Raw genomic sequence first — 21,637 nt, forward strand, 5'->3', positions numbered from 1 at the left:
AGGGAGACTATGCGTATTAGCACCCAGATGATGTACCAGCAGAATATGCGCGGCATCACTAACTCTCAGGCGGAATGGATGAAGTTCGGCGAGCAGATGTCGACGGGTAAACGCGTGATCAATCCATCTGACGATCCGATTGCCGCCTCGCAGGCCGTAGTACTTTCGCAGGCTCAGGCGCAGAACAGCCAATACACGCTGGCGCGTTCATTCGCGACGCAAAAAGTATCGCTGGAAGAGAACGTGCTGAATCAGGTGACGACGGCGATCCAGACCGCGCAGGAAAAAATCGTTAGTGCGGGAAACGGTACGTTAAGTGATGATGACCGTGCATCGTTGGCCACCGACCTGCAGGGGATCCGCGATCAACTGATGAACCTGGCGAACAGCACCGACGGTAATGGGCGCTACATTTTTGGCGGATATAAAACAGAATCTGCACCGTTTGCCCAGGCTGATGGCGCTTACAGCGGCGGTACGACAAACGTCACCCAGCAGGTTGATGCCTCCCGGACCATGGTGATTGGTCATACCGGTGATAAAGTCTTCGCCAGTCTGACCAGCAACGCTGTGCCGGAGCCAGGCGGCGGTACCCAGGAAAAGAATGTGTTCAAAATGTTGGATACTGCTATTGATGCGCTTAAGACACCGGTTGAGGGCAATGATGCGGCAAAAGCTACTGCCACTGCAGCCATCGATAAAACCAGCCGAGGTCTTAAAAACTCGCTGAATAATGTGCTGTCCGTGCGTGCAGAATTAGGCACGCAGCTTAGCGAATTGAGCTCGCTGGATTCACTGGGCGCCGATCGTGCATTGGGGCAAACTCAGCAGATGAGTAATCTGGTGGATGTCGACTGGAACGCCGCGATTTCGTCTTACGTGATGCAACAAGCCGCACTACAGGCATCGTATAAAACGTTTACTGATATGCAGGGAATGTCGCTGTTCCAGCTTAACCGGTAACGATCCATTTTGAACATATCATGAAACTGGGTATGTTTGTCTGCCCGCTCCTTTAACACCCCGGAGCGGGCATTTTTTTAGGCAACCGACGGCTTACTAAGCGACGGGTTCCCCGTCAGTCTTATGACCAACGCGATCGCACTGCTGAATGTTGCCAGCGTCACCACTCCTTCCCAGTTGGCAAGCGCATAGACCTGACTCCCGAGAACGGAACCCAGCGCCATACCGATAAACACCATCGTAAACAGCAGAGCGTTCAATCGTCCTCGTGCCTGAGGCTCCAGGCTATAGACCAGGTTTTGGTGGGCAACCAGGCTGGATTGCAATCCGAGATCAAAACCTACCGCCGAAAGGGCGATAAGCAGCCACTGCCCCTGAACGGGCAGGGCGGGTAACAAAAACATCAGTGCGAAAGATACCGTTACCAGCAAAGCACCCAATTGCGTCACTTTTGCTGCACCCACTTTATCGGCAAGATGGCCCGCCATCGGTGCAGCAAGCGCTCCGGCTGCTCCCGCGATACCAAAAGCACCCGCTATAGCGCTACCCGGGTGGTAATGCTCAGATAACATCACCGCCAGCGTAGACCAGAAGGCGCTAAAAGCAATGGACAGAAAGCCTTGTGCCAGTGCTGCTCGGCGCAAGGTGGAATATCGTTGCCAAAGTTGCACCATCGAGAGCATTAATGATGGATAGCTCAACGTGGAATGGACCGTAAAACGAGGCAGTGCTTTCCACATAATCGCGGTGATTACGGCAATACTGACGGCAGCAAGTTGGTACATCTCACGCCAGCCAAACGCCTCACCGACCAGTCCACTGACGGTACGTGAGAGTAAAATTCCCAGCAGAAGGCCTGTCATCACGGTGCCCACCGTTTTTCCCTGTTTGCCTTCGGGCGCCAGTATTGCCGCCGCAGGCACAATATCTTGTGCCATGGTTGCCGCCATGCCCATCAACAGACTCACTATTAACAGTGAATGCAACTGCCCGGTAAAGCTGCATGCCAGAAGCAGCACAGCAAGAGAGATACTTTTCAGCAGGATTAATGTCCTGCGGTCATAACGATCGCCCAATGGCAATAAAAACAAAATACCCAGCGCGTATCCCGCCTGGGTCAGCGTCGGGACCAACCCCATGCCGGTAATACTTAAGTTCAGATCCTGACCCATTAAAGGCAGAAGGGGTTGAGCATAGTAGATAGCAGCGACACTGAATCCGGCACCTACTGCCAGAACGAAAGTGACCCAACGGGAAAGTGCGGTAAATGTGTTCACAGATGATTCCTCAATCACAGGATGTGCGGCTATTTTTATCCTTCAGCGAGTGGCGTGGTAGCGAGCGCAGTGGTAAAACAGTTATACGTCAGACGTATGATGAAACTGAAAATGATAAAAAATGAGCGTATAGACAGGGTGGAGCTGATGCGTACGTTTGTACGTATTGTCGAAGCAGGATCGCTTTCGGCAGCGGCAAAACAGATGGGGACAACGCAAGCGACCGTAAGTCGACGGTTGCAATCCCTGGAAACCCTGCTGGGTGTGAAACTGATCATGCGTACCACGCATGCGATGAAATTGACCGACGACGGCGAAAGAGGCTACCAGCATGCCAAGAAGATTATTGATGCCTGGCTGGCGCTGGAAGATGGACTTAATGTCACAGAAGATGAACCTGTGGGGACGTTGCGAGTCCGTGCACCGCATGCGTTCGGGCAACAACAACTGCTTGAGCCGCTTTTGCAGTTTCTTTCGCGCTATCCCCAGGTAGCAGTAGAGTGGATGCTCAACGATAAAACCGTTGATTTTCTGAGCGATAATATTGACTGCGCTATCAGGGTTGGTGCCGAGGTGGATCCGGCCACGGTTGCCGTTTTACTGGCTGAAGTTCCCCGTAGTATGGTGGCGAGCCCTGGGCTGCTGGAGCAATACGGCGAGCTTTCTCATCCTGAGCAGTTATCAGCGCTGCCCTGGATTGCCGTGAATACGTTTTATCAACATAGCGTTTCGTTGTTGCACCAATTGCGTAATGAGCCAGTCACGTTGAATATTTCACCCAGATTAAGTACCGACAGTATTTATGTCGCAAGGAATGCCGCGCTGGCGGGGTTGGGAGTGACTATTGTTTCAAGTTGGATGGTGGCGGAGGATATTGCCAACGGACGTCTGGTTGCGTTGCTACCTGAGTGGCATGCGGCGCCGTTGCCTGTACATTTGGTTTATCCGTGGGCGCGTTACTATCCGATTCGCTTACGCAAGTTTCTGGACTTAATGAAGGATGTTATGCCGCAGCTGACGGGGATGAAAGGAGTAGATCAGATATAAAAAAGCCGACCCGAAGGCCGGCTTTGATATTGATTATGGCTTACTCGACAGGCTGAGGACGTGTTGCTGGCGCAGTCGCTTGATGCGTTGCACTGTGTCCACCTGCGGCACCTTTGCCTTCAAAGGCGAATGCCGGACGCTGCCAGTCGCTATGACGCGGCGCTTCTGGCACATATTCCGGTGCCGGGGCGCGGGTCATCGGTGCGGTCGCATGGCTGTGAAGGTGTTCAGCATCAACACTGGCTGCGACAACTTCAGGCTTAACGACAGTCGCTTCTACAATTGGCGCTGCAACAACTTCCTGCGGCGCAGCAATCTCTTCAGCAACTGGCGCTGTTTCCACAACTTCGGCAATCTCTTCAACCACTTCTGGCTGGGAAATAACAACCTCTGCAGGCTCTTCAACAACCGGCGCAGTCACAACGTCAGCCACAGGTTCGGCTTCAGCGGCGATTTCTTCTGCAACGGGCGCATCAGATGCAGCGATAATTTGCGGTTGTTCCTCGACCGGGGTCGCAATGACTTCCGGATGCGTGGTTTCAACCTGTGTGGTTTCAACAACGGCGGCCTGAGGCTCAGCTACGACAATCTCTGGCTGCACGGCTTCAACTGGCGCAGGGGCATCCACAATGTGTTCCACGGCAGCTGCAGCAACCTGAGGCTCTACGGCGACAGGTGCGGCTTGTTGCTGGAGCATTTCTTGTTCGCGCTGTTCTTCAACCTGCTGATCCTGAGGACGTGCGACAGGGTAGCGGATCCAAACTTTACCGGACGCTAATTCAGGAGATGCACAGGCGACCGTTAACGGCATTGGTGACTGAACCGGATAACGCTCGTCACGGTAACGACGACGACGCTGTCCACTGACGCGCAGATGGCGAGGGGAGCGACGGGAACGACGCGGCATACCATTGGAGTCACGCGCGTCGCTGTTGTCTTCCTGCTCAGTCGCAACGACGGCTGGCAGATCAACTTTCGCCAGTTCGGTGCGTTGTGCTGGTGCAGGCTGTTCTGTTGGCTGAGCGGCAGAGGTTTCAGCAACTACTGCGGCAGTTGCCACTTCGGTTTCAACCGCCGGGCTGTCAGTGAAACGCACTTTCTGAGTCAATTGACGCTGTTTACGGCGAGTCTGAGGCTGACGTACGCGCTCTTCCTGCTCGGCATCCTGCACAGGTTGTTCAGCCTGGTTCAGCTCTTTAACTTCCTGCTGAGCCTGACGCTTGTCATCGTTACGACGGCGGTTGCGTTCGCGACGCGGAGCCTGCTGCTCATCACCAGATTTCGCTTTGTCTGCAACGTCAGTAGTTTGCTGGCGGTTATCGCGAGCTTCCGCATTTTGCTGCTGTGACTGACGACGGTTACGGCGGTTATCTTCACGGTTTTCGCCGTTTTCTGAACGTTCGTTACGGTTGTCACGGTCACCGCGATTATCACGGTTATCACGACGATCGTTACGGTCGCGACGATTGTTCTGACGCGGTTTACGACGATCCTGCTGGCGTTCGGTTTTCTCTTCAGCTTTCGGTGCAGGCTGTTCAACCGGTTTCACTTCTTCGCTACCACCGAAGATGGACTTCAGTGCGCCAAAGAAACGGCTAATCAAACCGGGCTGTGCGGCAACGGCTGCGGTCGCTGCCGCAGCTTTAGGCGCGGCGGCTTTCGCGGCAGGTTCCTGCAGAGCAGGGGCTGGCGGAACGTCTGGCATGGCGAAGGTGGCCAGCGCCGGTTGCTCAGGCTGTTTACGCTCGACGTACTCTTCTTCCGTCGGCAATGCCATTGCCTCTTCATGCAGTTTCGGCAGTAGATAGCTCAGGGTCGGCGTTTCTTCCCCTTTACGTACGCGCAGCACAGAATAGTGCGGGGTTTCCATCTGATCGTTTGGCACGATCACACAGCGCACGCCATTCTGACGCGTCTCGATTGCATTTACCGCGGTACGCTTTTCGTTGAGCAGATAGGATGCGATAGGCACAGGAACAATAGCGTGTACTTCCTGCGTATTTTCTTTCAGTGCTTCTTCTTCGATCAGACGCAGAATAGACAGCGACAGTGATTCGTTATCACGTACAGTACCGGTACCGGAGCAGCGCGGGCACACGTGATGGCTGGATTCACCCAGTGACGGGCTCAGACGCTGACGGGACATTTCCAGCAGACCGAAGCGAGAAATATGGCTGATCTGAATACGCGCTCTGTCCTGGCGTACGGCCTCGCGCAGACGGTTTTCAACCGCGCGCTGGTGACGAACCGGCGTCATATCAATGAAGTCGATTACAATCAGACCGCCGAGGTCGCGCAGACGCAGCTGACGCGCAATTTCATCGGCTGCTTCAAGGTTGGTGTTGAACGCTGTTTCTTCGATGTCGCCGCCGCGGGTTGCACGTGCGGAGTTGATATCGATAGCGGTCAGTGCTTCAGTGCTGTCGATAACGATTGAGCCGCCGGACGGCAGACGCACTTCGCGCTGGAACGCGGACTCAATCTGAGACTCGATCTGATAGTGGCTGAACAGCGGGATTTCGCCGGTGTACAGTTTGATTTTGCTGCTGAAATCCGGACGACCCAGCGCCGCGATGTGCTGACGCGCCATCTCCATGACTTTTGGGTTGTCGATGAGGATTTCGCCGATGTCCTGGCGCAGATAGTCGCGGAAGGCACGCACGATAACGTTGCTTTCCTGATGGATCAGGAACGGAGCAGGGCGGCTGTCAGCGGCTTTTTGAATCGCTTCCCAGTGCTTCAGGCGGAAGCTCAGGTCCCACTGCAGCGCTTCGGCGGATTTGCCTACCCCTGCGGTACGCACGATAAGCCCCATGCCATCAGGCAGTTCCAGGCTTGCCAGCGCTTCTTTTAATTCGGTACGGTCGTCGCCTTCAATGCGACGGGAGATGCCGCCCGCGCGCGGGTTGTTCGGCATCAGAACCAGATAACTACCCGCCAGGCTGATAAAGGTAGTCAGCGCAGCGCCTTTGTTGCCGCGTTCTTCTTTATCGATCTGAACGATGACTTCCTGACCTTCACGCAACACGTCTTTAATGTTGGGGCGACCATGGGAGTTGTAGTTAGCGGGAAAGTATTCGCGGGCAATTTCTTTTAACGGGAGGAAACCGTGACGTTCAGCGCCGTAATCAACAAAAGCAGCTTCCAGACTCGGTTCAATACGGGTAATTTTGCCTTTATAGATGTTGGCTTTTTTCTGTTCGTGTCCAGGACTTTCGATATCCAGATCGTACAGACGTTGCCCATCTACAAGGGCGACACGCAACTCTTCCTGCTGAGTCGCGTTAATTAACATTCTTTTCATCGTAACTTACTCATTATTCTTACATTGACGACTAAGCTGCGGGCAGAGTAATGCCTTTCCGGGTGTGAACCGATGGCCTCGTGTCTATTCGCGTCGCCAACCTCACGGTTATCGTCAGCTCAAAGAGGCGCAGAGTGTCGGTTGCCTGTATTTCATACGGAAACACAGCGCAATTATCAGGGGAACAGTCTGGGTGTTACTCTCCAGAGAAGCTTCCATTGTGCTTGTCGTCTTTCACGCTGTCGGTGCGTTGGCTTTATCTTCTCACCCTGGTCACTTACAGGAGTAAGAACCTGGGGGTATCCAGACTTGCCGCCTTCCTACAATGTGAAATCCATAGAGCACTTACCGGTAAGGACTGCAACCCGCAGCCCGCTAACTGCCTGAAAGATCAATACGTCTTACGCCATTGCTGCGTTGATGATCGGTCGGGCAAAATTGGGTCATTCCGGAAAAGTTCTTGTTTTAACAAGATTCAACACGGAAACAACCGCATTATTCCACTGCTAACCTTGTTATAGCAAGATGACTTTTGCCATTTATCACCCGGTTACTCACAGTTTTTTCACTTCCGCGTAGTGATTGCTTTAATAACCACCAAATCGGCTATGTCAAACTTAAGTAATAAGGTATAGCAGTTAATATAAGCATAGAAAAATGTGTGGCGCGAATCTTGATGGCTATTTAAAATCGGCCCCCATGAAAACAGAGACTCCAGCCGTAAAAACAGTTGCCATTACTGCCGACGAAGCAGGGCAACGCATCGACAACTTTTTGCGCACCCAGCTTAAGGGCGTGCCGAAAAGTATGATTTATCGCATTTTGCGTAAAGGCGAAGTGCGGGTGAATAAAAAACGCATTAAACCCGAGTACAAACTCGAAGATGGGGATATTGTGCGTATTCCACCTGTGCGTGTCGCTGAACGTGAAGAAGAGGCCATTTCGCCAAACCTGCAGAAGGTTGCGGCGCTGACCGATGTCATTTTATATGAAGATGACCACATTCTGGTGCTTAACAAACCTTCAGGTACGGCCGTGCATGGCGGAAGCGGGTTAAGCTTTGGCGTCATTGAAGGATTACGTGCGTTGCGTCCGGAAGCGCGTTTCCTTGAGCTGGTGCATCGCCTCGACCGGGATACCTCCGGTGTGCTGCTGGTTGCCAAAAAACGCTCAGCCTTGCGTTCATTGCATGAACAACTGCGTGAAAAAGGCATGCAGAAAGATTACCTCGCGCTGGTTCGAGGCCAATGGCAGTCGCATGTCAAAACCGTGCAGGCGCCGCTGTTAAAGAACATTCTGCAAAGCGGCGAGCGTATCGTGCGGGTGAATCAGGAAGGCAAACCGTCAGAAACACGTTTTAAAGTGGAAGAGCGCTATGCGTTTGCCACGCTTGTGCGCTGTAGCCCGGTGACCGGACGTACGCACCAGATCCGTGTGCATACCCAGTATGCCGGTCATCCAATTGCTTTTGACGATCGCTACGGTGACCGTGAGTTCGATAAGCAACTGGCGGATACGGGGTTGAACCGACTTTTCCTGCATGCCGCAGCGTTGAAGTTTACTCATCCGGGTACGGGGGAAGTGATGCGTATTGAAGCGCCAATGGATAAACAGTTGAAGCGCTGCCTCGAGGTATTACGCAGCAAAGCCTGATGCGCGTTGCTTATCAGGCCTACAATCGTGTGATGGACCGTAGGCCTGATAAGACGCATCGCGTCGACATCAGGCAGATTAATCAGGCGTTCAACGGGTTCATTTCTTCCCGCCGCAGCATTTGACACAACGCGATCAGCGGCAAACCTACCAAGGTATTTGGGTCACGACCCTCCAGGCGTTCAAAGAGTGCAATACCTAACCCTTCACTTTTGAAACTACCTGCACAATGGAGCGGACGCTCTTTGCGCAGATAATCATCAATTTCCGCCTCGCTTAAATGACGGAAATGGACGTCAAAAGGTTCTACTTCAGTTTGTAAATGTCCGGTCGCAGAATTATACAGCGCCAGTCCGGTGTAAAATGTCACAATATTGCCACGGGCTTTGAGTAATTGCTGGCGCGCATTTTCTTCTGTTAATGGTTTGCCGGTTATTTCACCATCAAGAACACAAATTTGATCGGAGCCAATAATCAGATGCGAGGGATAACGGTGGGCGAGTGATTGCGCTTTTTGCTGCGCCAGTCGCAACACCAGATGACGTGGCGCCTCGCCTGGTAATGGTGTTTCATCAACCTCTGGTGCTGCGCATTCGAACGGAATTGCCAGTTTTTCGAGTAAAGCGCGACGCCAGGGAGAGGTGGAAGCAAGAATAAGTTGAGGCATATTTTTTCCCTCGCATATAGCGTATTGATGAGAGCCATTTTAAACTATGGACTTCGACCTACAAGCTGGCTGTAGTGGCTTGTCTTGAGCGATTTTAAGTCGATGACCCGCAATGTGTGCGAATTATTGGCAAAAGGCAACCACAGGCTGCCTTTTTCTTTGACTATATGACGTTACAAAGTTAATATGCGCGCCCTATGCAAAAGGTAAAATTACCCCTGACTCTTGATCCGGTTCGTACGGCTCAAAAACGCCTCGATTATGAAGGTATCTATACTTCTGATCTGGTTGAGCGCGTCGCCGATTCTGTAGTCAGTGTGGACAGTGATGTGGAATGCTCCATGTCGTTCGCTATCGATAACCAGCGTCTCGCCGTTATAACCGGTGATGCGAAGGTATCGGTTACGCTCGAATGTCAGCGTTGCGGGAAACCGTTCCCACTTCATGTTCACACAACATATTGTTTTAGTCCTGTCCGTTCTGACGAGCAGGCTGAAGCACTCCCGGAAGCGTATGAGCCGATTGAGGTTAACGAATTCGGTGAAATCGATCTGCTTGCAATGGTTGAAGATGAGATTATCCTCTCCTTGCCGGTAGTTCCGGTGCATGATTCTGAACACTGTGAAGTGTCCGAGGCGGACATGGTCTTTGGCGAATTGCCTGATGAAGCGCAAAAACCAAACCCATTTGCCGTATTAGCCAGCTTAAAGCGTAAGTAATTGAGGAGTAAGGTCCATGGCCGTACAACAGAATAAACCAACCCGTTCCAAACGTGGCATGCGTCGTTCTCATGACGCTCTGACCGCAGTCACCAGCCTGTCTGTAGACAAAACTTCTGGTGAACAACACCTGCGTCACCACATCACTGCCGACGGTTTCTACCGTGGCCGTAAGGTAATCGCTAAGTAATCACGCATGACTCAATGGCTTTCCACCCCTGGTGAGAAAGACAAAGAGTGAACGCGTGATGAAGCTTAGTGAGGCTTTCCCCGGGTAACTGGGGAAACACCTAACCGGGCAGCGACGATACCTTGACACGTCTAACCCTGGCGTTAGATGTCATGGGGGGAGATTTTGGCCCTACCGTGACAGTGCCTGCAGCATTGCAGGCACTGAATTCTAATTCGCAACTCACACTTCTTTTAGTCGGGGATCCCGATACAATCACGCCATTACTTGCCAAAGCTGACTTCGAACAACGTTCGCGTCTGCAGATTATCCCTGCTCAGTCAGTTATTGCCAGTGATGCCCGGCCCTCGCAAGCTATTCGCGCCAGTCGTGGAAGCTCAATGCGTGTTGCCCTGGAGCTCGTGAAAGAAGGTCAGGCACAAGCTTGTGTCAGCGCCGGTAATACGGGCGCACTTATGGGACTTGCGAAGTTATTGCTCAAACCCCTTGATGGGATTGAGCGTCCGGCGTTGGTGACGGTTTTACCGCATCAGCAAAAGGGCAAAACGGTGGTGTTGGATTTGGGCGCCAACGTAGATTGTGATAGCACGATGTTGGTGCAATTTGCCGTCATGGGTTCCGTGCTGGCAGAAGAGGTTGTTGGCATTGCCAATCCTCGCGTAGCGTTACTCAACATCGGCGAAGAAGAAACGAAAGGTCTCGACAGTATTCGAGATGCTTCAGCTGTGCTAAAAACAATCCCTTCCATTAATTATATCGGCTATCTTGAAGCCAATGAGTTACTGACTGGCAAAACCGATGTGTTGGTCTGTGACGGCTTTACAGGTAATGTCACATTAAAGACGATGGAAGGTGTTGTCAGAATGTTCCTTTCACTGCTGAAATCTCAGGGTGAGGGCAAAAAACGGTCGTGGTGGCTTCTGTTATTAAAACGTTGGTTACAAAAAAGCCTGACAAGGCGATTTAGTCACCTCAACCCCGACCAGTATAATGGCGCCTGTCTGTTAGGATTGCGCGGCACGGTGATTAAGAGTCATGGTGCGGCCAATCAGCGAGCATTTGAAGTCGCGATTGAACAGGCAGTGCAGGCGGTGCAGCGACAAGTTCCTCAGCGAATTGCCGCTCGCCTGGAATCTGTATACCCAGCTGGATTCGAACTGCTGGACGGTGGCGAAAGCGCAACCTCACGAGCACACAGATAACGGTGCGTTTGTGAATGTGGCCAACGTATCAGCGATTTGCTCGTGGCGGTATATAACCAAAAAGTGACTGAGCGTACATGTATACGAAGATTATTGGTACTGGCAGCTATCTGCCTGAACAAGTGCGTACTAACGCCGATTTGGAAAAAATGGTTGAGACATCTGATGAGTGGATCGTCACTCGTACAGGTATCCGTGAACGCCATATTGCAGCGCCAAATGAAACAGTTGCGACGATGGGCTTTGCCGCCGCAAACCGTGCGATTGAAATGGCGGGCATCGACAAAGAGCAAATTGGTCTGATTGTGGTTGCTACCACATCATCCACTCACGCATTTCCAAGCGCGGCGTGCCAGATCCAAAGTATGCTGGAGATCAAAGGCTGTCCGGCGTTTGACGTTGCAGCAGCTTGCGCTGGTTTCACTTACGCCCTGAGCGTTGCCGACCAGTATGTTAAATCTGGCGCAGTTAAGCATGCTCTGGTCGTTGGCTCTGATGTTCTGGCGCGCACCTGTGATCCAACCGATCGCGGAACGATCATCATTTTCGGTGATGGGGCGGGCGCGGTTGTACTGAGCGCATCGGAAGAGCCAGGCATTCTCTCCACGCATCTGCACGCCGACGGTCGCTATGGCGAACTGTTGACGCTGCCTAACGCCGATCGCGTGAACCCAGAAAACCCGATTCATCTGACGATGGCGGGTAACGAAGTATTTAAAGTCGCGGTGACCGAGCTTGCGCACATCGTTGATGAAACGCTGGAAGCCAATAATCTCGACCGTTCTGCGCTGGACTGGCTGGTACCGCATCAGGCTAACCTGCGCATTATCAGCGCGACGGCGAAAAAGCTGGGTATGTCGATGGATAATGTTGTCGTGACGCTCGACAGACATGGTAATACCTCTGCTGCCTCCGTACCGTGCGCGCTGGACGAAGCCGTCCGCGACGGGCGTATTAAAGCTGGGCAGTTGATATTGCTTGAAGCCTTCGGGGGTGGATTCACCTGGGGCTCCGCGCTGGTTCGTTTCTAGTATAAGGATTTAAACATGACGCAATTTGCATTTGTGTTTCCGGGGCAGGGTTCCCAGACCGTTGGGATGTTGTCTGAAATGGCAGCAAGCTACCCGATTGTTGAAGAAACATTTGCTGAAGCATCAGCTGCGCTGGGCTATGATCTGTGGGCGTTGACTCAGCAGGGTCCGGCCGAAGAACTGAATAAAACCTGGCAGACGCAGCCAGCGCTGTTGACCGCATCTGTCGCGCTTTATCGCGTATGGCAGCAGCAGGGTGGTAAAACACCTGCGCTGATGGCGGGTCACAGCCTGGGCGAATATTCTGCGCTGGTCTGCGCAGGCGTGATCGCATTTGCTGATGCCGTACGTCTGGTAGAACTGCGCGGTAAGTTCATGCAGGAAGCTGTACCAGAAGGCACAGGCGGTATGTCTGCGATTATCGGTCTTGATGATGCGTCTATCGCTAAAGCATGTGAAGAGTCAGCAGAAGGTCAGGTCGTTTCTCCGGTCAACTTCAACTCGCCAGGCCAGGTGGTTATCGCGGGTCATAAAGAAGCGGTTGAACGTGCGGGCGCTGCCTGTAAAGCTGCGGGTGCGAAACGTGCTCTGCCACTGCCAGTTAGCGTGCCGTCTCACTGTGCTCTGATGAAGCCTGCTGCTGAGAAACTGGCCGTTGAGCTGCAGAAAATCACCTTTAACGCACCGACGGTTCCGGTCGTGAACAATGTCGATGTGAAGTGTGAAACCACGGCAGACGCTATTCGCGATGCGTTGGTTCGTCAGCTGTATAGCCCGGTTCAGTGGACTAAAACTGTTGAATTTATGGCATCCCAGGGCGTAGAGCACCTGTATGAAGTCGGTCCGGGTAAAGTTCTGACCGGTTTGACGAAACGTATTGTTGACACCCTGACTGCTTCGGCACTGAATGAGCCGGCGGCACTGTCTGCGGCGCTAGAGCAATAAAAGAGGAAGACCATGAGTTTTGAAGGAAAAATCGCGCTGGTTACCGGTGCAAGCCGTGGCATTGGCCGCGCAATTGCTGAGACACTCGTTGCCCGTGGCGCGAAAGTTATCGGTACTGCTACCAGCGAAAGCGGCGCGCAGGCCATTAGCGATTATTTAGGTGCAAATGGTAAAGGTCTGATGTTGAATGTGACCGATCCTGCATCTATCGAATCTGTTCTGGAAAATATTCGCGCAGAATTTGGTGAAGTCGATATCCTGGTCAATAATGCCGGGATTACTCGTGATAACCTGTTAATGCGCATGAAAGATGACGAATGGAACGATATCATCGAAACCAACCTGTCATCTGTTTTCCGTCTGTCAAAAGCGGTAATGCGAGCTATGATGAAAAAGCGTCATGGGCGTATTATCACTATCGGTTCTGTGGTTGGTACCATGGGAAATGCGGGTCAGGCTAACTACGCTGCGGCGAAAGCGGGTCTGATCGGCTTCAGTAAATCACTGGCGCGCGAAGTTGCGTCTCGTGGCATTACTGTAAACGTTGTTGCTCCGGGCTTTATTGAAACGGACATGACGCGTGCGCTGTCTGATGATCAGCGTGCGGGTATTCTGGCGCAGGTTCCTGCGGGTCGCCTTGGCGGCGCTCAGGAAATCGCCAGTGCGGTTGCATTTTTAGCTTCTGACGAAGCAAGTTACATCACAGGTGAGACTTTGCACGTCAACGGCGGGATGTACATGGTTTAACCACGATTGAAAAATATTTGCGTTATTAGGGTGAATGGCCTCAAAATAGCGCAAAATCGTGGTAAGACCTGCCGGGATTTAGTTGCAAATTTTTCAACATTTTATACACTACGAAAACCATCGCGAAAGCGAGTTTTGATAGGAAATTTAAGAGTATGAGCACTATCGAAGAACGCGTTAAGAAAATTATCGGCGAACAGCTGGGCGTTAAGCAGGAAGAAGTAACCAACAATGCTTCCTTCGTTGAAGACCTGGGCGCAGATTCTCTTGACACCGTTGAGCTGGTAATGGCTCTGGAAGAAGAGTTTGATACTGAGATTCCGGACGAAGAAGCTGAGAAAATCACTACCGTTCAGGCTGCCATTGATTACATCAACGGCCACCAGGCGTAAGTGAACATCTCCAGGCGGTCATTCGACCGCCTGAGTTTTATCTTTTTATCCCACTTGAATTATTTTCCCTCCCTGGAGGACAACCGTGTCTAAGCGTCGTGTAGTTGTGACCGGACTGGGCATGTTGTCTCCTGTCGGCAATACCGTAGAGTCTACCTGGAAAGCTCTCCTTGCCGGTCAGAGTGGCATCAGCCTGATCGACCATTTCGATACTAGCGCCTATGCAACGAAATTTGCTGGCTTAGTAAAGGATTTTAACTGTGAAGACATTATCTCGCGCAAAGAACAGCGCAAGATGGATGCTTTCATTCAATATGGAATTGTCGCTGGCGTTCAGGCCATGCAGGATTCTGGCCTCGAAATAACGGAAGAGAACGCCCACCGTATTGGCGCCGCTATCGGCTCTGGTATTGGCGGTCTCGGTCTTATCGAAGAAAACCATACCTCTCTGGTAAATGGTGGACCGCGTAAGATCAGCCCGTTCTTCGTTCCGTCGACGATTGTTAACATGGTGGCAGGTCACCTGACCATCATGTACGGCCTGCAAGGGCCAAGCATCTCCATCGCAACCGCCTGTACTTCAGGCGTGCATAACATCGGTCATGCTGCACGTATCATTGCATACGGCGATGCGGACGCGATGGTTGCGGGTGGTGCAGAAAAAGCCAGTACGCCGCTGGGCGTGGGTGGTTTTGGCGCGGCACGTGCGCTGTCTACACGTAATGATAACCCGCAAGCGGCAAGCCGTCCGTGGGACAAAGAACGTGATGGCTTTGTGCTGGGCGACGGCGCAGGCATGGTTGTACTGGAAGAGTACGAACATGCGAAAGCTCGCGGTGCAAAAATCTATGCTGAAGTCGTTGGCTTCGGTATGAGCAGTGATGCTTACCACATGACGTCACCACCGGAAAACGGTGCAGGCGCTGCGCTGGCAATGGTCAACGCGCTGCGTGATGCGGCTATCGAAGCGGGTCAGATTGGCTATGTCAACGCGCATGGTACGTCTACGCCTGCAGGCGATAAAGCAGAAACCCAGGCAGTGAAATCTGTCTTTGGTGATGCGGCAAGCCGTGTAATGGTAAGCTCCACCAAATCTATGACCGGACACCTGTTGGGTGCGGCGGGCGCGGTAGAGTCTATTTTCTCTATCCTGGCGCTGCGCGATCAGGCTATTCCGCCAACCATCAACCTGGATAACCCGGATGAAGGTTGTGACCTGGACTTCGTACCTCACGAAGCGCGTCAGGTTAGTGGTCTGGAGTATGCGCTGTGTAACTCCTTTGGCTTCGGTGGTACCAACGGCTCTTTGATCTTTAAAAAGATTTAAGCCCGTTAGGTGATGCGCTAGCATCGATAGCAAATTGAAAAGGTCCGCTTGTCGGGCCTTTTTTTATTCGGTTTTCCGCCCTTGTCCTGTGTTACTCATCCTGCCAAACTAGCGGACCAGAAATAAGGAGCCACCATGTTCTTAATTAATGGCTGCGAGCAGAATATGCTGTTAGCAAGCGATCGAGCGACCCAATTTGGTGATGGCTGTTTTACCACTGCCTGTATTATCGACGGCGAAATCCCTCTCTTTGCAGCGCATCTTGAGCGTTTACAAGACGCTTGCCAAAAACTGCTGATCTCTTTTGAAAATTGGTCCGAGCTGCAAAATGAAATGAAAATGCTGGCGAAAGGGCACGTACGCGGGGTGTTGAAAGTGATTATCAGCCGTGGCAGTGGAGGCCGGGGCTACAGTGGCAAAAGTTGTCACAGCGCCACACGCATCCTCTCCGTTTCAGCCTGGCCCGTTCATTACGATCGTTGGCGGCAAGATGGCATTGTGCTGGCGCTAAGCCCAGTACGTCTGGGACGTAATCCACTGCTTGCCGGGCTTAAACATCTGAATCGACTGGAGCAGGTGTTGATTCGCTCTCATCTTGAGCAGACGGACGCAGATGAAGCACTGGTTCTTGACAGCGAGGGATGGGTTACGGAATGCTGTGCGGCTAATTTGTTCTGGCGTAAAGGTGATGTGGTTTACACGCCCCGCCTGGATCAGGCCGGAGTAAACGGCATTATGCGACAATTCTGTATCCGGATGCTGGCACAATCGCCATTCAGTATTGTCGAAGTGTATGCCGGGTTGGAGGAGGTTATGCAGGCTGATGAAATCGTCGTCTGTAACGCGTTAATGCCCATTATTCCCGTGCGTGCCTGTGGCGACACATTGCTGTCTTCACGTTTGTTATTCGATTTTTTAGCCCCACTTTGTGAGCACCCGAATTAGTCATGAAAAAACTGTTACTCGTTGTCCTGTTATTGCTGGTTGTGCTGGGCATTGCCGCGGGAGTGGGAATGTGGAAAGTTCGCCATCTGGCGGACAGTAAATTATTGATTAAAGAAGAGACGATTTTTACGCTGAAAGCGGGGACGGGCCGCCTGGCCCTTGGCGAACAGCTGTATGCGGACAAGGTTATTAACCGTCCGCGCGTGTTCCAATGGCTGCTGCGTGTGGAACCCGAACTGTCGCATTTTAAGGCCGGAACCTACCGTTTTACACCCGACATGACGGTTCGGGATATGCTGCAACTGCTGGAAAGCGGAAAAGAGGCGCAGTTCCCGTTACGTCTGGTTGAAGGGATGCGCCTAAGCGATTACCTGAAACAGCTGCGCGATGCCCCGTATATCAAACATACGTTAAGCGACGATAGCTACGAGACCGTTGCCGAGGCGCTGAAGCTGGAAAATCCGCAATGGGTGGAAGGCTGGTTCTGGCCAGATACCTGGATGTATACCGCCAATACAACCGACGTGGCGTTGCTAAAACGTGCGCATCAGAAGATGGTTAAAGCGGTGGATACCGTCTGGGAAGGGCGCGCTGAAGGCCTGCCTTATCAGGACAAAAATCAGCTGGTAACCATGGCCTCTATTATTGAAAAAGAGACTGCGGTTGCTAGCGAGCGTGACCAGGTGGCTTCGGTGTTTATTAACCGTTTACGTATCGGTATGCGTTTACAAACCGATCCGACGGTGATTTACGGTATGGGGTCACGGTATAATGGCAAATTGTCGCGCGTGGATTTAGACACCCCGACCGCTTATAACACCTATACCATTACAGGACTGCCACCTGGCCCGATTGCCATGCCGGGAGAGGCATCGTTGCAGGCCGCGGCACATCCGGCAAAAACGCCGTATCTTTATTTTGTGGCTGACGGTAAAGGTGGCCACACGTTTAACACCAATCTTGCCAGCCACAACCGGTCCGTGCAGGATTACCTGAAAGTGCTTAAGGAAAAAAATGGGCAGTAACTATATCGTCATCGAGGGCCTGGAAGGCGCCGGAAAAACCACCGCGCGTAACGTAGTGGTAGAGACACTTGAGCAACTCGGTATTCGTGACATGGTTTTCACCCGCGAACCTGGCGGCACGCAACTGGCTGAGAAACTAAGAAGCCTGGTGCTGGACATTAAGTCGGTGGGTGACGAGGTTATCACCGACAAAGCCGAAGTTCTGATGTTTTACGCCGCGCGCGTACAACTGGTCGAGACCGTTATTAAACCTGCGCTGGCGAAAGGCGCGTGGGTAATTGGCGATCGTCACGATCTGTCTACCCAGGCGTATCAGGGTGGTGGACGTGGTATCGATCAAAACATGCTGGCAACCCTGCGCGATGCAGTGCTCGGCGATTTTCGCCCGGATCTGACTATCTATCTGGATGTGACGCCAGAAGTCGGGTTGAAGCGTGCCCGTGCACGCGGCGAGCTGGATCGTATTGAGCAGGAATCTTTCGATTTCTTTAATCGTACCCGCGCGCGCTATCTTGAGCTGGCTGCCAAAGACGCCAGCATTCGCACTATAGACGCTACGCAGCCGCTGGAGGATGTGATGGCTGATATTCGCAATACCATCACCCAGTGGGTGAAGGAGCAGGGCGCATGAAATGGTACCCATGGTTACGACCGGATTTTGAAAAACTGGTGGCCAGCTACCAGGCGAGTCGTGGTCACCATGCGTTACTGATTCAGGCGTTACCCGGAATGGGCGACGAGGCGCTTATTTACGCCCTCAGCCGCTATTTAATGTGCCAGCAGCCGGAAGGACATAAAAGCTGCAGACAGTGCCGTGGCTGTCAGCTGATGCAGGCGGGGACGCACCCTGACTACTATTCGCTGCTGCCAGAAAAAGGCAAAAGCACGCTGGGGGTTGATGCTGTACGCGAAGTCAGTGAAAAGCTGTACGAGCATTCGCGTCTCGGCGGTGCGAAGGTCGTGTGGATCCCTGATGCCGCCCAGTTAACCGATGCTGCCGCCAATGCCCTGTTGAAAACGCTGGAAGAACCCCCGGCACAGACCTGGTTTTTCCTCGCCAGCACAGAGCCTGCTCGTTTGCTGGCGACATTACGCAGCCGTTGTCGGTTACATCATCTTGCGCCACCTCCGGAGTCGTATGCTATCTCCTGGCTTGCTCGTGAAGTGACTGCGTCGTCAGAAGCGCTGCTTAGCGCGTTACGTCTAAGTGCCGGTTCGCCAGGCGCGGCACTCACGCTGTTACAGGCTGAAAGCTGGGCACACCGTACAGATTTTTGTGCGGCACTGGTGAATACATTAAACGCCGGTGATTGGTATATCTTGCTCGCGGCGTTAAACCACGATCAGGCTGCCGCCCGTTTACACTGGCTGGCAACGTTGTTTACGGATGCGTTGAAACGTCCGTATGGGATTGCCCATTTAACCAATCCCGATGCCCTGGACCTGATATCTTCCATCGCAGAACGGTTATCCGTTGCCCAGATACAGGCGATACTCGGTGACGTTTGTCATTGCCGTCAGCAGTTGCTGAACGTGACGGGCGTAAACCGCGAGCTGGTATTAACCGATCTTATTCTTCGTATTGAGCATTACCTGCAACCAGGCACCGTACTGCCTGTTCCCCATCTTTGAGAGAGACATTATGTTTTTAGTCGACTCACACTGCCATCTTGATGGCCTGGATTATCAATCTCTGCATAAGGACGTGGACGACGTGCTGGCGAAAGCGGCCGCACGCGATGTGAAATTCTGTCTTGCCGTTGCAACCACCTTGCCAGGATACCGCAGTATGCGTGAACTGGTTGGTGAGCGTGACAATGTGGTTTTTTCCTGCGGCGTGCATCCGTTAAATCAGGATGAAACCTATGATGTTGAGGAGCTGCGTCGTTTTGCCGCCGAAGAGGGGGTTGTGGCGATGGGAGAAACCGGACTGGACTATTTTTACACTCCGGAAACAAAGGTGCGCCAGCAGGAATCTTTTATCCACCATATTCAGATCGGCCGTGAGTTACAGAAGCCAGTTATCGTGCATACCCGCGATGCGCGAGCCGACACGCTGTCTATTCTGCGCGAAGAAAAAGTGACGGATTGTGGCGGCGTACTACACTGTTTTACAGAGGACAGAGAAACGGCGGGCAAATTACTGGACCTTGGATTCTATATCTCGTTTTCCGGCATCGTCACGTTCCGAAATGCAGAGCAGCTCCGTGATGCTGCCCGCTATGTTCCTCTGGACCGGTTATTGGTCGAGACGGATTCTCCTTACCTTGCGCCTGTACCGCATCGTGGAAAAGAGAACCAGCCCGCCATGACTCGTGACGTTGCAGAGTACATGGCCGTAGTGAAAGGTGTTGCCGTTGAAGAACTGGCGCAGGCAACCACTGATAACTTTGCCCGCCTGTTTCACATCGACGCTTCTCGCCTGCAATCTGTTCGTTAACTGACTTTTTTTAAAGCTCGTAATTAATCACTAATGCGAGTAAAGTTCACCGCCACAAAATGGGCGGTGAATAACCAGCTTGACACATTCAGAAACGCATTTTATCGGAATGTGCGGATTTTGCGGCCATTCACGACTGAACTGTGATAGCCGTCAAACAAAAACAAACTGAATTATTTTACTCTGTGTAATAAATAAAGGGTACTTAGATGCCCTGTACACGGCGAGGTTCTCCCCCCTCGCTAATGCGTGAGAACGTAGAAAAGCACAAATACTCAGGAGCACTCCTAATTATGTTTAAGAATGCATTTGCTAACCTGCAAAAGGTCGGTAAATCGCTGATGCTGCCGGTATCCGTACTCCCAATTGCAGGTATCCTGCTGGGCGTCGGTTCCGCTAACTTCAGCTGGCTGCCAGCCGTTGTATCGCACGTAATGGCAGAAGCGGGCGGTTCTGTTTTTGCGAACATGCCGCTGATTTTTGCTATCGGTGTTGCGTTAGGCTTCACTAATAATGACGGTGTATCTGCACTGGCATCCGTTGTTGCTTACGGCATCATGGTTAAGACCATGGCTGTTGTTGCGCCGCTGGTTCTGCATTTACCTGCTGAAGAGATCGCAGCTAAACACCTTGCTGATACGGGTGTTCTCGGAGGGATTATCTCCGGTGCGATTGCAGCGTATATGTTCAACCGCTTCTACCGTATTAAATTGCCTGAGTATCTTGGCTTCTTTGCGGGTAAGCGCTTCGTTCCTATCATTTCTGGTCTGGCTGCTATCTTCACCGGTGTGGTTCTGTCCTTCATTTGGCCGCCAATCGGTACTGCTATTCAGACGTTCTCCCAGTGGGCTGCATACCAGAACCCTGTCGTGGCGTTCGGTATCTATGGCTTCATTGAACGCTGCCTGGTGCCGTTTGGTCTGCACCATATCTGGAACGTTCCATTCCAGATGCAGATCGGTGAATACACCAACGCTGCAGGTCAGGTGTTCCACGGCGACATCCCTCGCTATATGGCGGGTGACCCGACTGCGGGCAAACTGTCCGGTGGCTTCCTGTTCAAAATGTACGGTCTGCCGGCTGCTGCTATCGCTATCTGGCACTCTGCTAAACCAGAAAACCGCGCGAAAGTGGGCGGTATCATGATCTCCGCGGCGCTGACCTCGTTCCTGACCGGTATTACCGAGCCGATCGAGTTCTCCTTCATGTTCGTGGCGCCGATCCTGTACATCATCCACGCGATTCTGGCTGGTCTGGCATTCCCGATATGTATCCTGCTGGGTATGCGTGACGGTACGTCGTTCTCCCACGGTCTGATCGACTTTATCGTTCTTTCCGGTAACAGCAGCAAACTGTGGCTGTTCCCGATTGTCGGTATCGGTTATGCGATTGTTTACTACACCATCTTCCGTGTGCTGATCAAAGCGCTGGACCTGAAAACTCCGGGTCGTGAAGATGCTACTGAAGACAGCAAAGCAGGTGCGACCGGTGAAATGGCTCCGGCTCTGGTTGCTGCATTCGGCGGTAAAGAAAACATCACTAACCTCGATGCGTGCATCACTCGTCTGCGTGTCAGCGTGGCTGACGTTGCTAAAGTGGATCAGGCTGGCCTGAAGAAACTGGGTGCGGCGGGCGTTGTGGTAGCTGGTTCCGGTGTTCAGGCGATTTTCGGTACTAAGTCCGATAACCTGAAAACTGAAATGGATGAGTACATCCGTAACAGCTAAGCAGTAAGAAATTGGGGAGAACTAAGGCAGCCTACG

Annotated in this window: 20 protein-coding genes; 17 read left to right on the forward strand and 3 right to left on the reverse strand. The window is 52.4% G+C overall.

The genetic code is table 11. The features are described 5' to 3' along the window. Positions 1-9 precede the first annotated feature (9 nt). Positions 10-963: a flagellar hook-associated protein FlgL gene (gene flgL, locus WN16_RS12645; protein ID WP_003836751.1), complete on the forward strand. Its 954-nt coding sequence runs from the start codon at positions 10-12 to the stop codon at positions 961-963. A 77-nt stretch (positions 964-1,040) separates the two neighbouring features. On the opposite strand, the gene WN16_RS12650 is transcribed toward flgL, so the two are convergent. Then, positions 1,041-2,240, reverse strand: a complete 1,200-nt coding sequence (locus tag WN16_RS12650) for an MFS transporter (RefSeq protein WP_044700684.1) — start codon at positions 2,238-2,240, stop codon at positions 1,041-1,043. A 21-nt stretch (positions 2,241-2,261) separates the two neighbouring features. On the opposite strand from WN16_RS12650, the gene WN16_RS12655 reads away from it, so the two are divergent. Beyond that, on the forward strand, positions 2,262-3,287 hold the full coding sequence (locus WN16_RS12655; RefSeq protein ID WP_044700682.1) for a LysR family transcriptional regulator: 1,026 nt from the start codon (positions 2,262-2,264) through the stop codon (positions 3,285-3,287). A gap of 40 nt (positions 3,288-3,327) precedes the next feature. On the opposite strand, the gene rne is transcribed toward WN16_RS12655, so the two are convergent. Beyond that, entirely contained in the window at positions 3,328-6,591 is a 3,264-nt protein-coding gene (rne, locus tag WN16_RS12660; RefSeq protein WP_044700681.1) for a ribonuclease E, read from the reverse strand. A gap of 699 nt (positions 6,592-7,290) precedes the next feature. On the opposite strand from rne, the gene rluC reads away from it, so the two are divergent. After that, a complete protein-coding gene (rluC, locus tag WN16_RS12675; RefSeq protein WP_003036228.1) occupies positions 7,291-8,244 on the forward strand; it encodes a 23S rRNA pseudouridine(955/2504/2580) synthase RluC in 954 nt (317 codons plus the stop codon). 82 nt (positions 8,245-8,326) lie between these two features. Here rluC and WN16_RS12680 read toward each other — a convergent pair whose 3' ends face one another. Next, positions 8,327-8,911 (reverse strand): nucleoside triphosphate pyrophosphatase, encoded by a 585-nt coding sequence (locus WN16_RS12680; RefSeq protein WP_003836743.1) that lies wholly within the window; start codon positions 8,909-8,911, stop codon positions 8,327-8,329. A 197-nt stretch (positions 8,912-9,108) separates the two neighbouring features. On the opposite strand from WN16_RS12680, the gene yceD reads away from it, so the two are divergent. From yceD to ptsG, 14 genes are all read left to right on the forward strand, one after another. Next, positions 9,109-9,630 carry a 23S rRNA accumulation protein YceD gene (gene yceD / locus WN16_RS12685; RefSeq protein WP_003036239.1) on the forward strand — a complete coding sequence of 174 codons (522 nt, stop codon included), beginning with the start codon at positions 9,109-9,111 and terminating at the stop codon, positions 9,628-9,630. A 16-nt stretch (positions 9,631-9,646) separates the two neighbouring features. Next, complete coding sequence (gene rpmF, locus WN16_RS12690) at positions 9,647-9,820, forward strand: 50S ribosomal protein L32 (RefSeq protein ID WP_003036242.1); 174 nt, start codon at positions 9,647-9,649, stop codon at positions 9,818-9,820. 122 nt (positions 9,821-9,942) lie between these two features. Continuing rightward, positions 9,943-11,022 (forward strand): phosphate acyltransferase PlsX, encoded by a 1,080-nt coding sequence (plsX, locus tag WN16_RS12695; protein ID WP_003836738.1) that lies wholly within the window; start codon positions 9,943-9,945, stop codon positions 11,020-11,022. Between the two features lie 77 nt (positions 11,023-11,099). Next, positions 11,100-12,053, forward strand: coding sequence for a beta-ketoacyl-ACP synthase III (gene fabH / locus WN16_RS12700; RefSeq protein ID WP_003036247.1), 954 nt, complete (start codon positions 11,100-11,102; stop codon positions 12,051-12,053). Between the two features lie 15 nt (positions 12,054-12,068). Beyond that, positions 12,069-12,998, forward strand: a complete 930-nt coding sequence (gene fabD, locus WN16_RS12705) for an ACP S-malonyltransferase (RefSeq protein ID WP_044700679.1) — start codon at positions 12,069-12,071, stop codon at positions 12,996-12,998. Positions 12,999-13,010: 12 nt separating this feature from the next. Further along, on the forward strand, positions 13,011-13,745 hold the full coding sequence (gene fabG / locus WN16_RS12710) for a 3-oxoacyl-ACP reductase FabG (RefSeq protein WP_003036255.1): 735 nt from the start codon (positions 13,011-13,013) through the stop codon (positions 13,743-13,745). 155 nt (positions 13,746-13,900) lie between these two features. Then, entirely contained in the window at positions 13,901-14,137 is a 237-nt protein-coding gene (acpP, locus tag WN16_RS12715) for an acyl carrier protein (protein WP_000103754.1), read from the forward strand. An 85-nt stretch (positions 14,138-14,222) separates the two neighbouring features. After that, a complete protein-coding gene (fabF, locus tag WN16_RS12720) occupies positions 14,223-15,464 on the forward strand; it encodes a beta-ketoacyl-ACP synthase II (protein ID WP_003036260.1) in 1,242 nt (413 codons plus the stop codon). A gap of 135 nt (positions 15,465-15,599) precedes the next feature. Then, positions 15,600-16,409: an aminodeoxychorismate lyase gene (gene pabC / locus WN16_RS12725; RefSeq protein WP_044700675.1), complete on the forward strand. Its 810-nt coding sequence runs from the start codon at positions 15,600-15,602 to the stop codon at positions 16,407-16,409. Between the two features lie 2 nt (positions 16,410-16,411). After that, positions 16,412-17,434, forward strand: a complete 1,023-nt coding sequence (gene yceG, locus WN16_RS12730; RefSeq protein WP_044700673.1) for a cell division protein YceG — start codon at positions 16,412-16,414, stop codon at positions 17,432-17,434. After that, positions 17,424-18,065 (forward strand): dTMP kinase, encoded by a 642-nt coding sequence (gene tmk, locus WN16_RS12735; protein WP_003846791.1) that lies wholly within the window; start codon positions 17,424-17,426, stop codon positions 18,063-18,065. Before yceG ends, tmk begins: the two co-directional genes overlap by 11 nt. After that, complete coding sequence (gene holB, locus WN16_RS12740; RefSeq protein ID WP_044700671.1) at positions 18,062-19,066, forward strand: DNA polymerase III subunit delta'; 1,005 nt, start codon at positions 18,062-18,064, stop codon at positions 19,064-19,066. Before tmk ends, holB begins: the two co-directional genes overlap by 4 nt. A 10-nt stretch (positions 19,067-19,076) precedes the next feature. Further along, entirely contained in the window at positions 19,077-19,874 is a 798-nt protein-coding gene (locus WN16_RS12745) for a metal-dependent hydrolase (protein ID WP_003036276.1), read from the forward strand. Between the two features lie 293 nt (positions 19,875-20,167). Further along, on the forward strand, positions 20,168-21,601 hold the full coding sequence (gene ptsG, locus WN16_RS12750) for a PTS glucose transporter subunit IIBC (RefSeq protein WP_003836725.1): 1,434 nt from the start codon (positions 20,168-20,170) through the stop codon (positions 21,599-21,601). The last annotated feature ends 36 nt before the right edge of the window (positions 21,602-21,637 follow it).

Origin of the sequence: Citrobacter sp. ABFQG (genome assembly GCF_004322975.1) — a bacterium.
Taxonomy (GTDB): Bacteria; Pseudomonadota; Gammaproteobacteria; order Enterobacterales; family Enterobacteriaceae; genus Citrobacter; species Citrobacter freundii.

Coding starts and splice junctions, on each gene's coding strand:
- WN16_RS12655 (WP_044700682.1), top strand. CDS start 2,262: ATGTGCGGCTATTTTTATCCTTCAGCGAGTGGCGTGGTAGCGAGCGCA.
- yceG (WP_044700673.1), top strand. CDS start 16,412: ATGAAAAAACTGTTACTCGTTGTCCTGTTATTGCTGGTTGTGCTGGGC.
- pabC (WP_044700675.1), top strand. CDS start 15,600: ATGTTCTTAATTAATGGCTGCGAGCAGAATATGCTGTTAGCAAGCGAT.
- fabH (WP_003036247.1), top strand. CDS start 11,100: ATGTATACGAAGATTATTGGTACTGGCAGCTATCTGCCTGAACAAGTG.
- flgL (WP_003836751.1), top strand. CDS start 10: ATGCGTATTAGCACCCAGATGATGTACCAGCAGAATATGCGCGGCATC.
- WN16_RS12745 (WP_003036276.1), top strand. CDS start 19,077: ATGTTTTTAGTCGACTCACACTGCCATCTTGATGGCCTGGATTATCAA.
- holB (WP_044700671.1), top strand. CDS start 18,062: ATGAAATGGTACCCATGGTTACGACCGGATTTTGAAAAACTGGTGGCC.
- fabG (WP_003036255.1), top strand. CDS start 13,011: ATGAGTTTTGAAGGAAAAATCGCGCTGGTTACCGGTGCAAGCCGTGGC.
- rne (WP_044700681.1), bottom strand. CDS start 6,591: ATGAAAAGAATGTTAATTAACGCGACTCAGCAGGAAGAGTTGCGTGTC.
- acpP (WP_000103754.1), top strand. CDS start 13,901: ATGAGCACTATCGAAGAACGCGTTAAGAAAATTATCGGCGAACAGCTG.
- ptsG (WP_003836725.1), top strand. CDS start 20,168: ATGTTTAAGAATGCATTTGCTAACCTGCAAAAGGTCGGTAAATCGCTG.
- fabD (WP_044700679.1), top strand. CDS start 12,069: ATGACGCAATTTGCATTTGTGTTTCCGGGGCAGGGTTCCCAGACCGTT.
- WN16_RS12680 (WP_003836743.1), bottom strand. CDS start 8,911: ATGCCTCAACTTATTCTTGCTTCCACCTCTCCCTGGCGTCGCGCTTTA.
- rpmF (WP_003036242.1), top strand. CDS start 9,647: ATGGCCGTACAACAGAATAAACCAACCCGTTCCAAACGTGGCATGCGT.
- yceD (WP_003036239.1), top strand. CDS start 9,109: ATGCAAAAGGTAAAATTACCCCTGACTCTTGATCCGGTTCGTACGGCT.
- rluC (WP_003036228.1), top strand. CDS start 7,291: ATGAAAACAGAGACTCCAGCCGTAAAAACAGTTGCCATTACTGCCGAC.
- tmk (WP_003846791.1), top strand. CDS start 17,424: ATGGGCAGTAACTATATCGTCATCGAGGGCCTGGAAGGCGCCGGAAAA.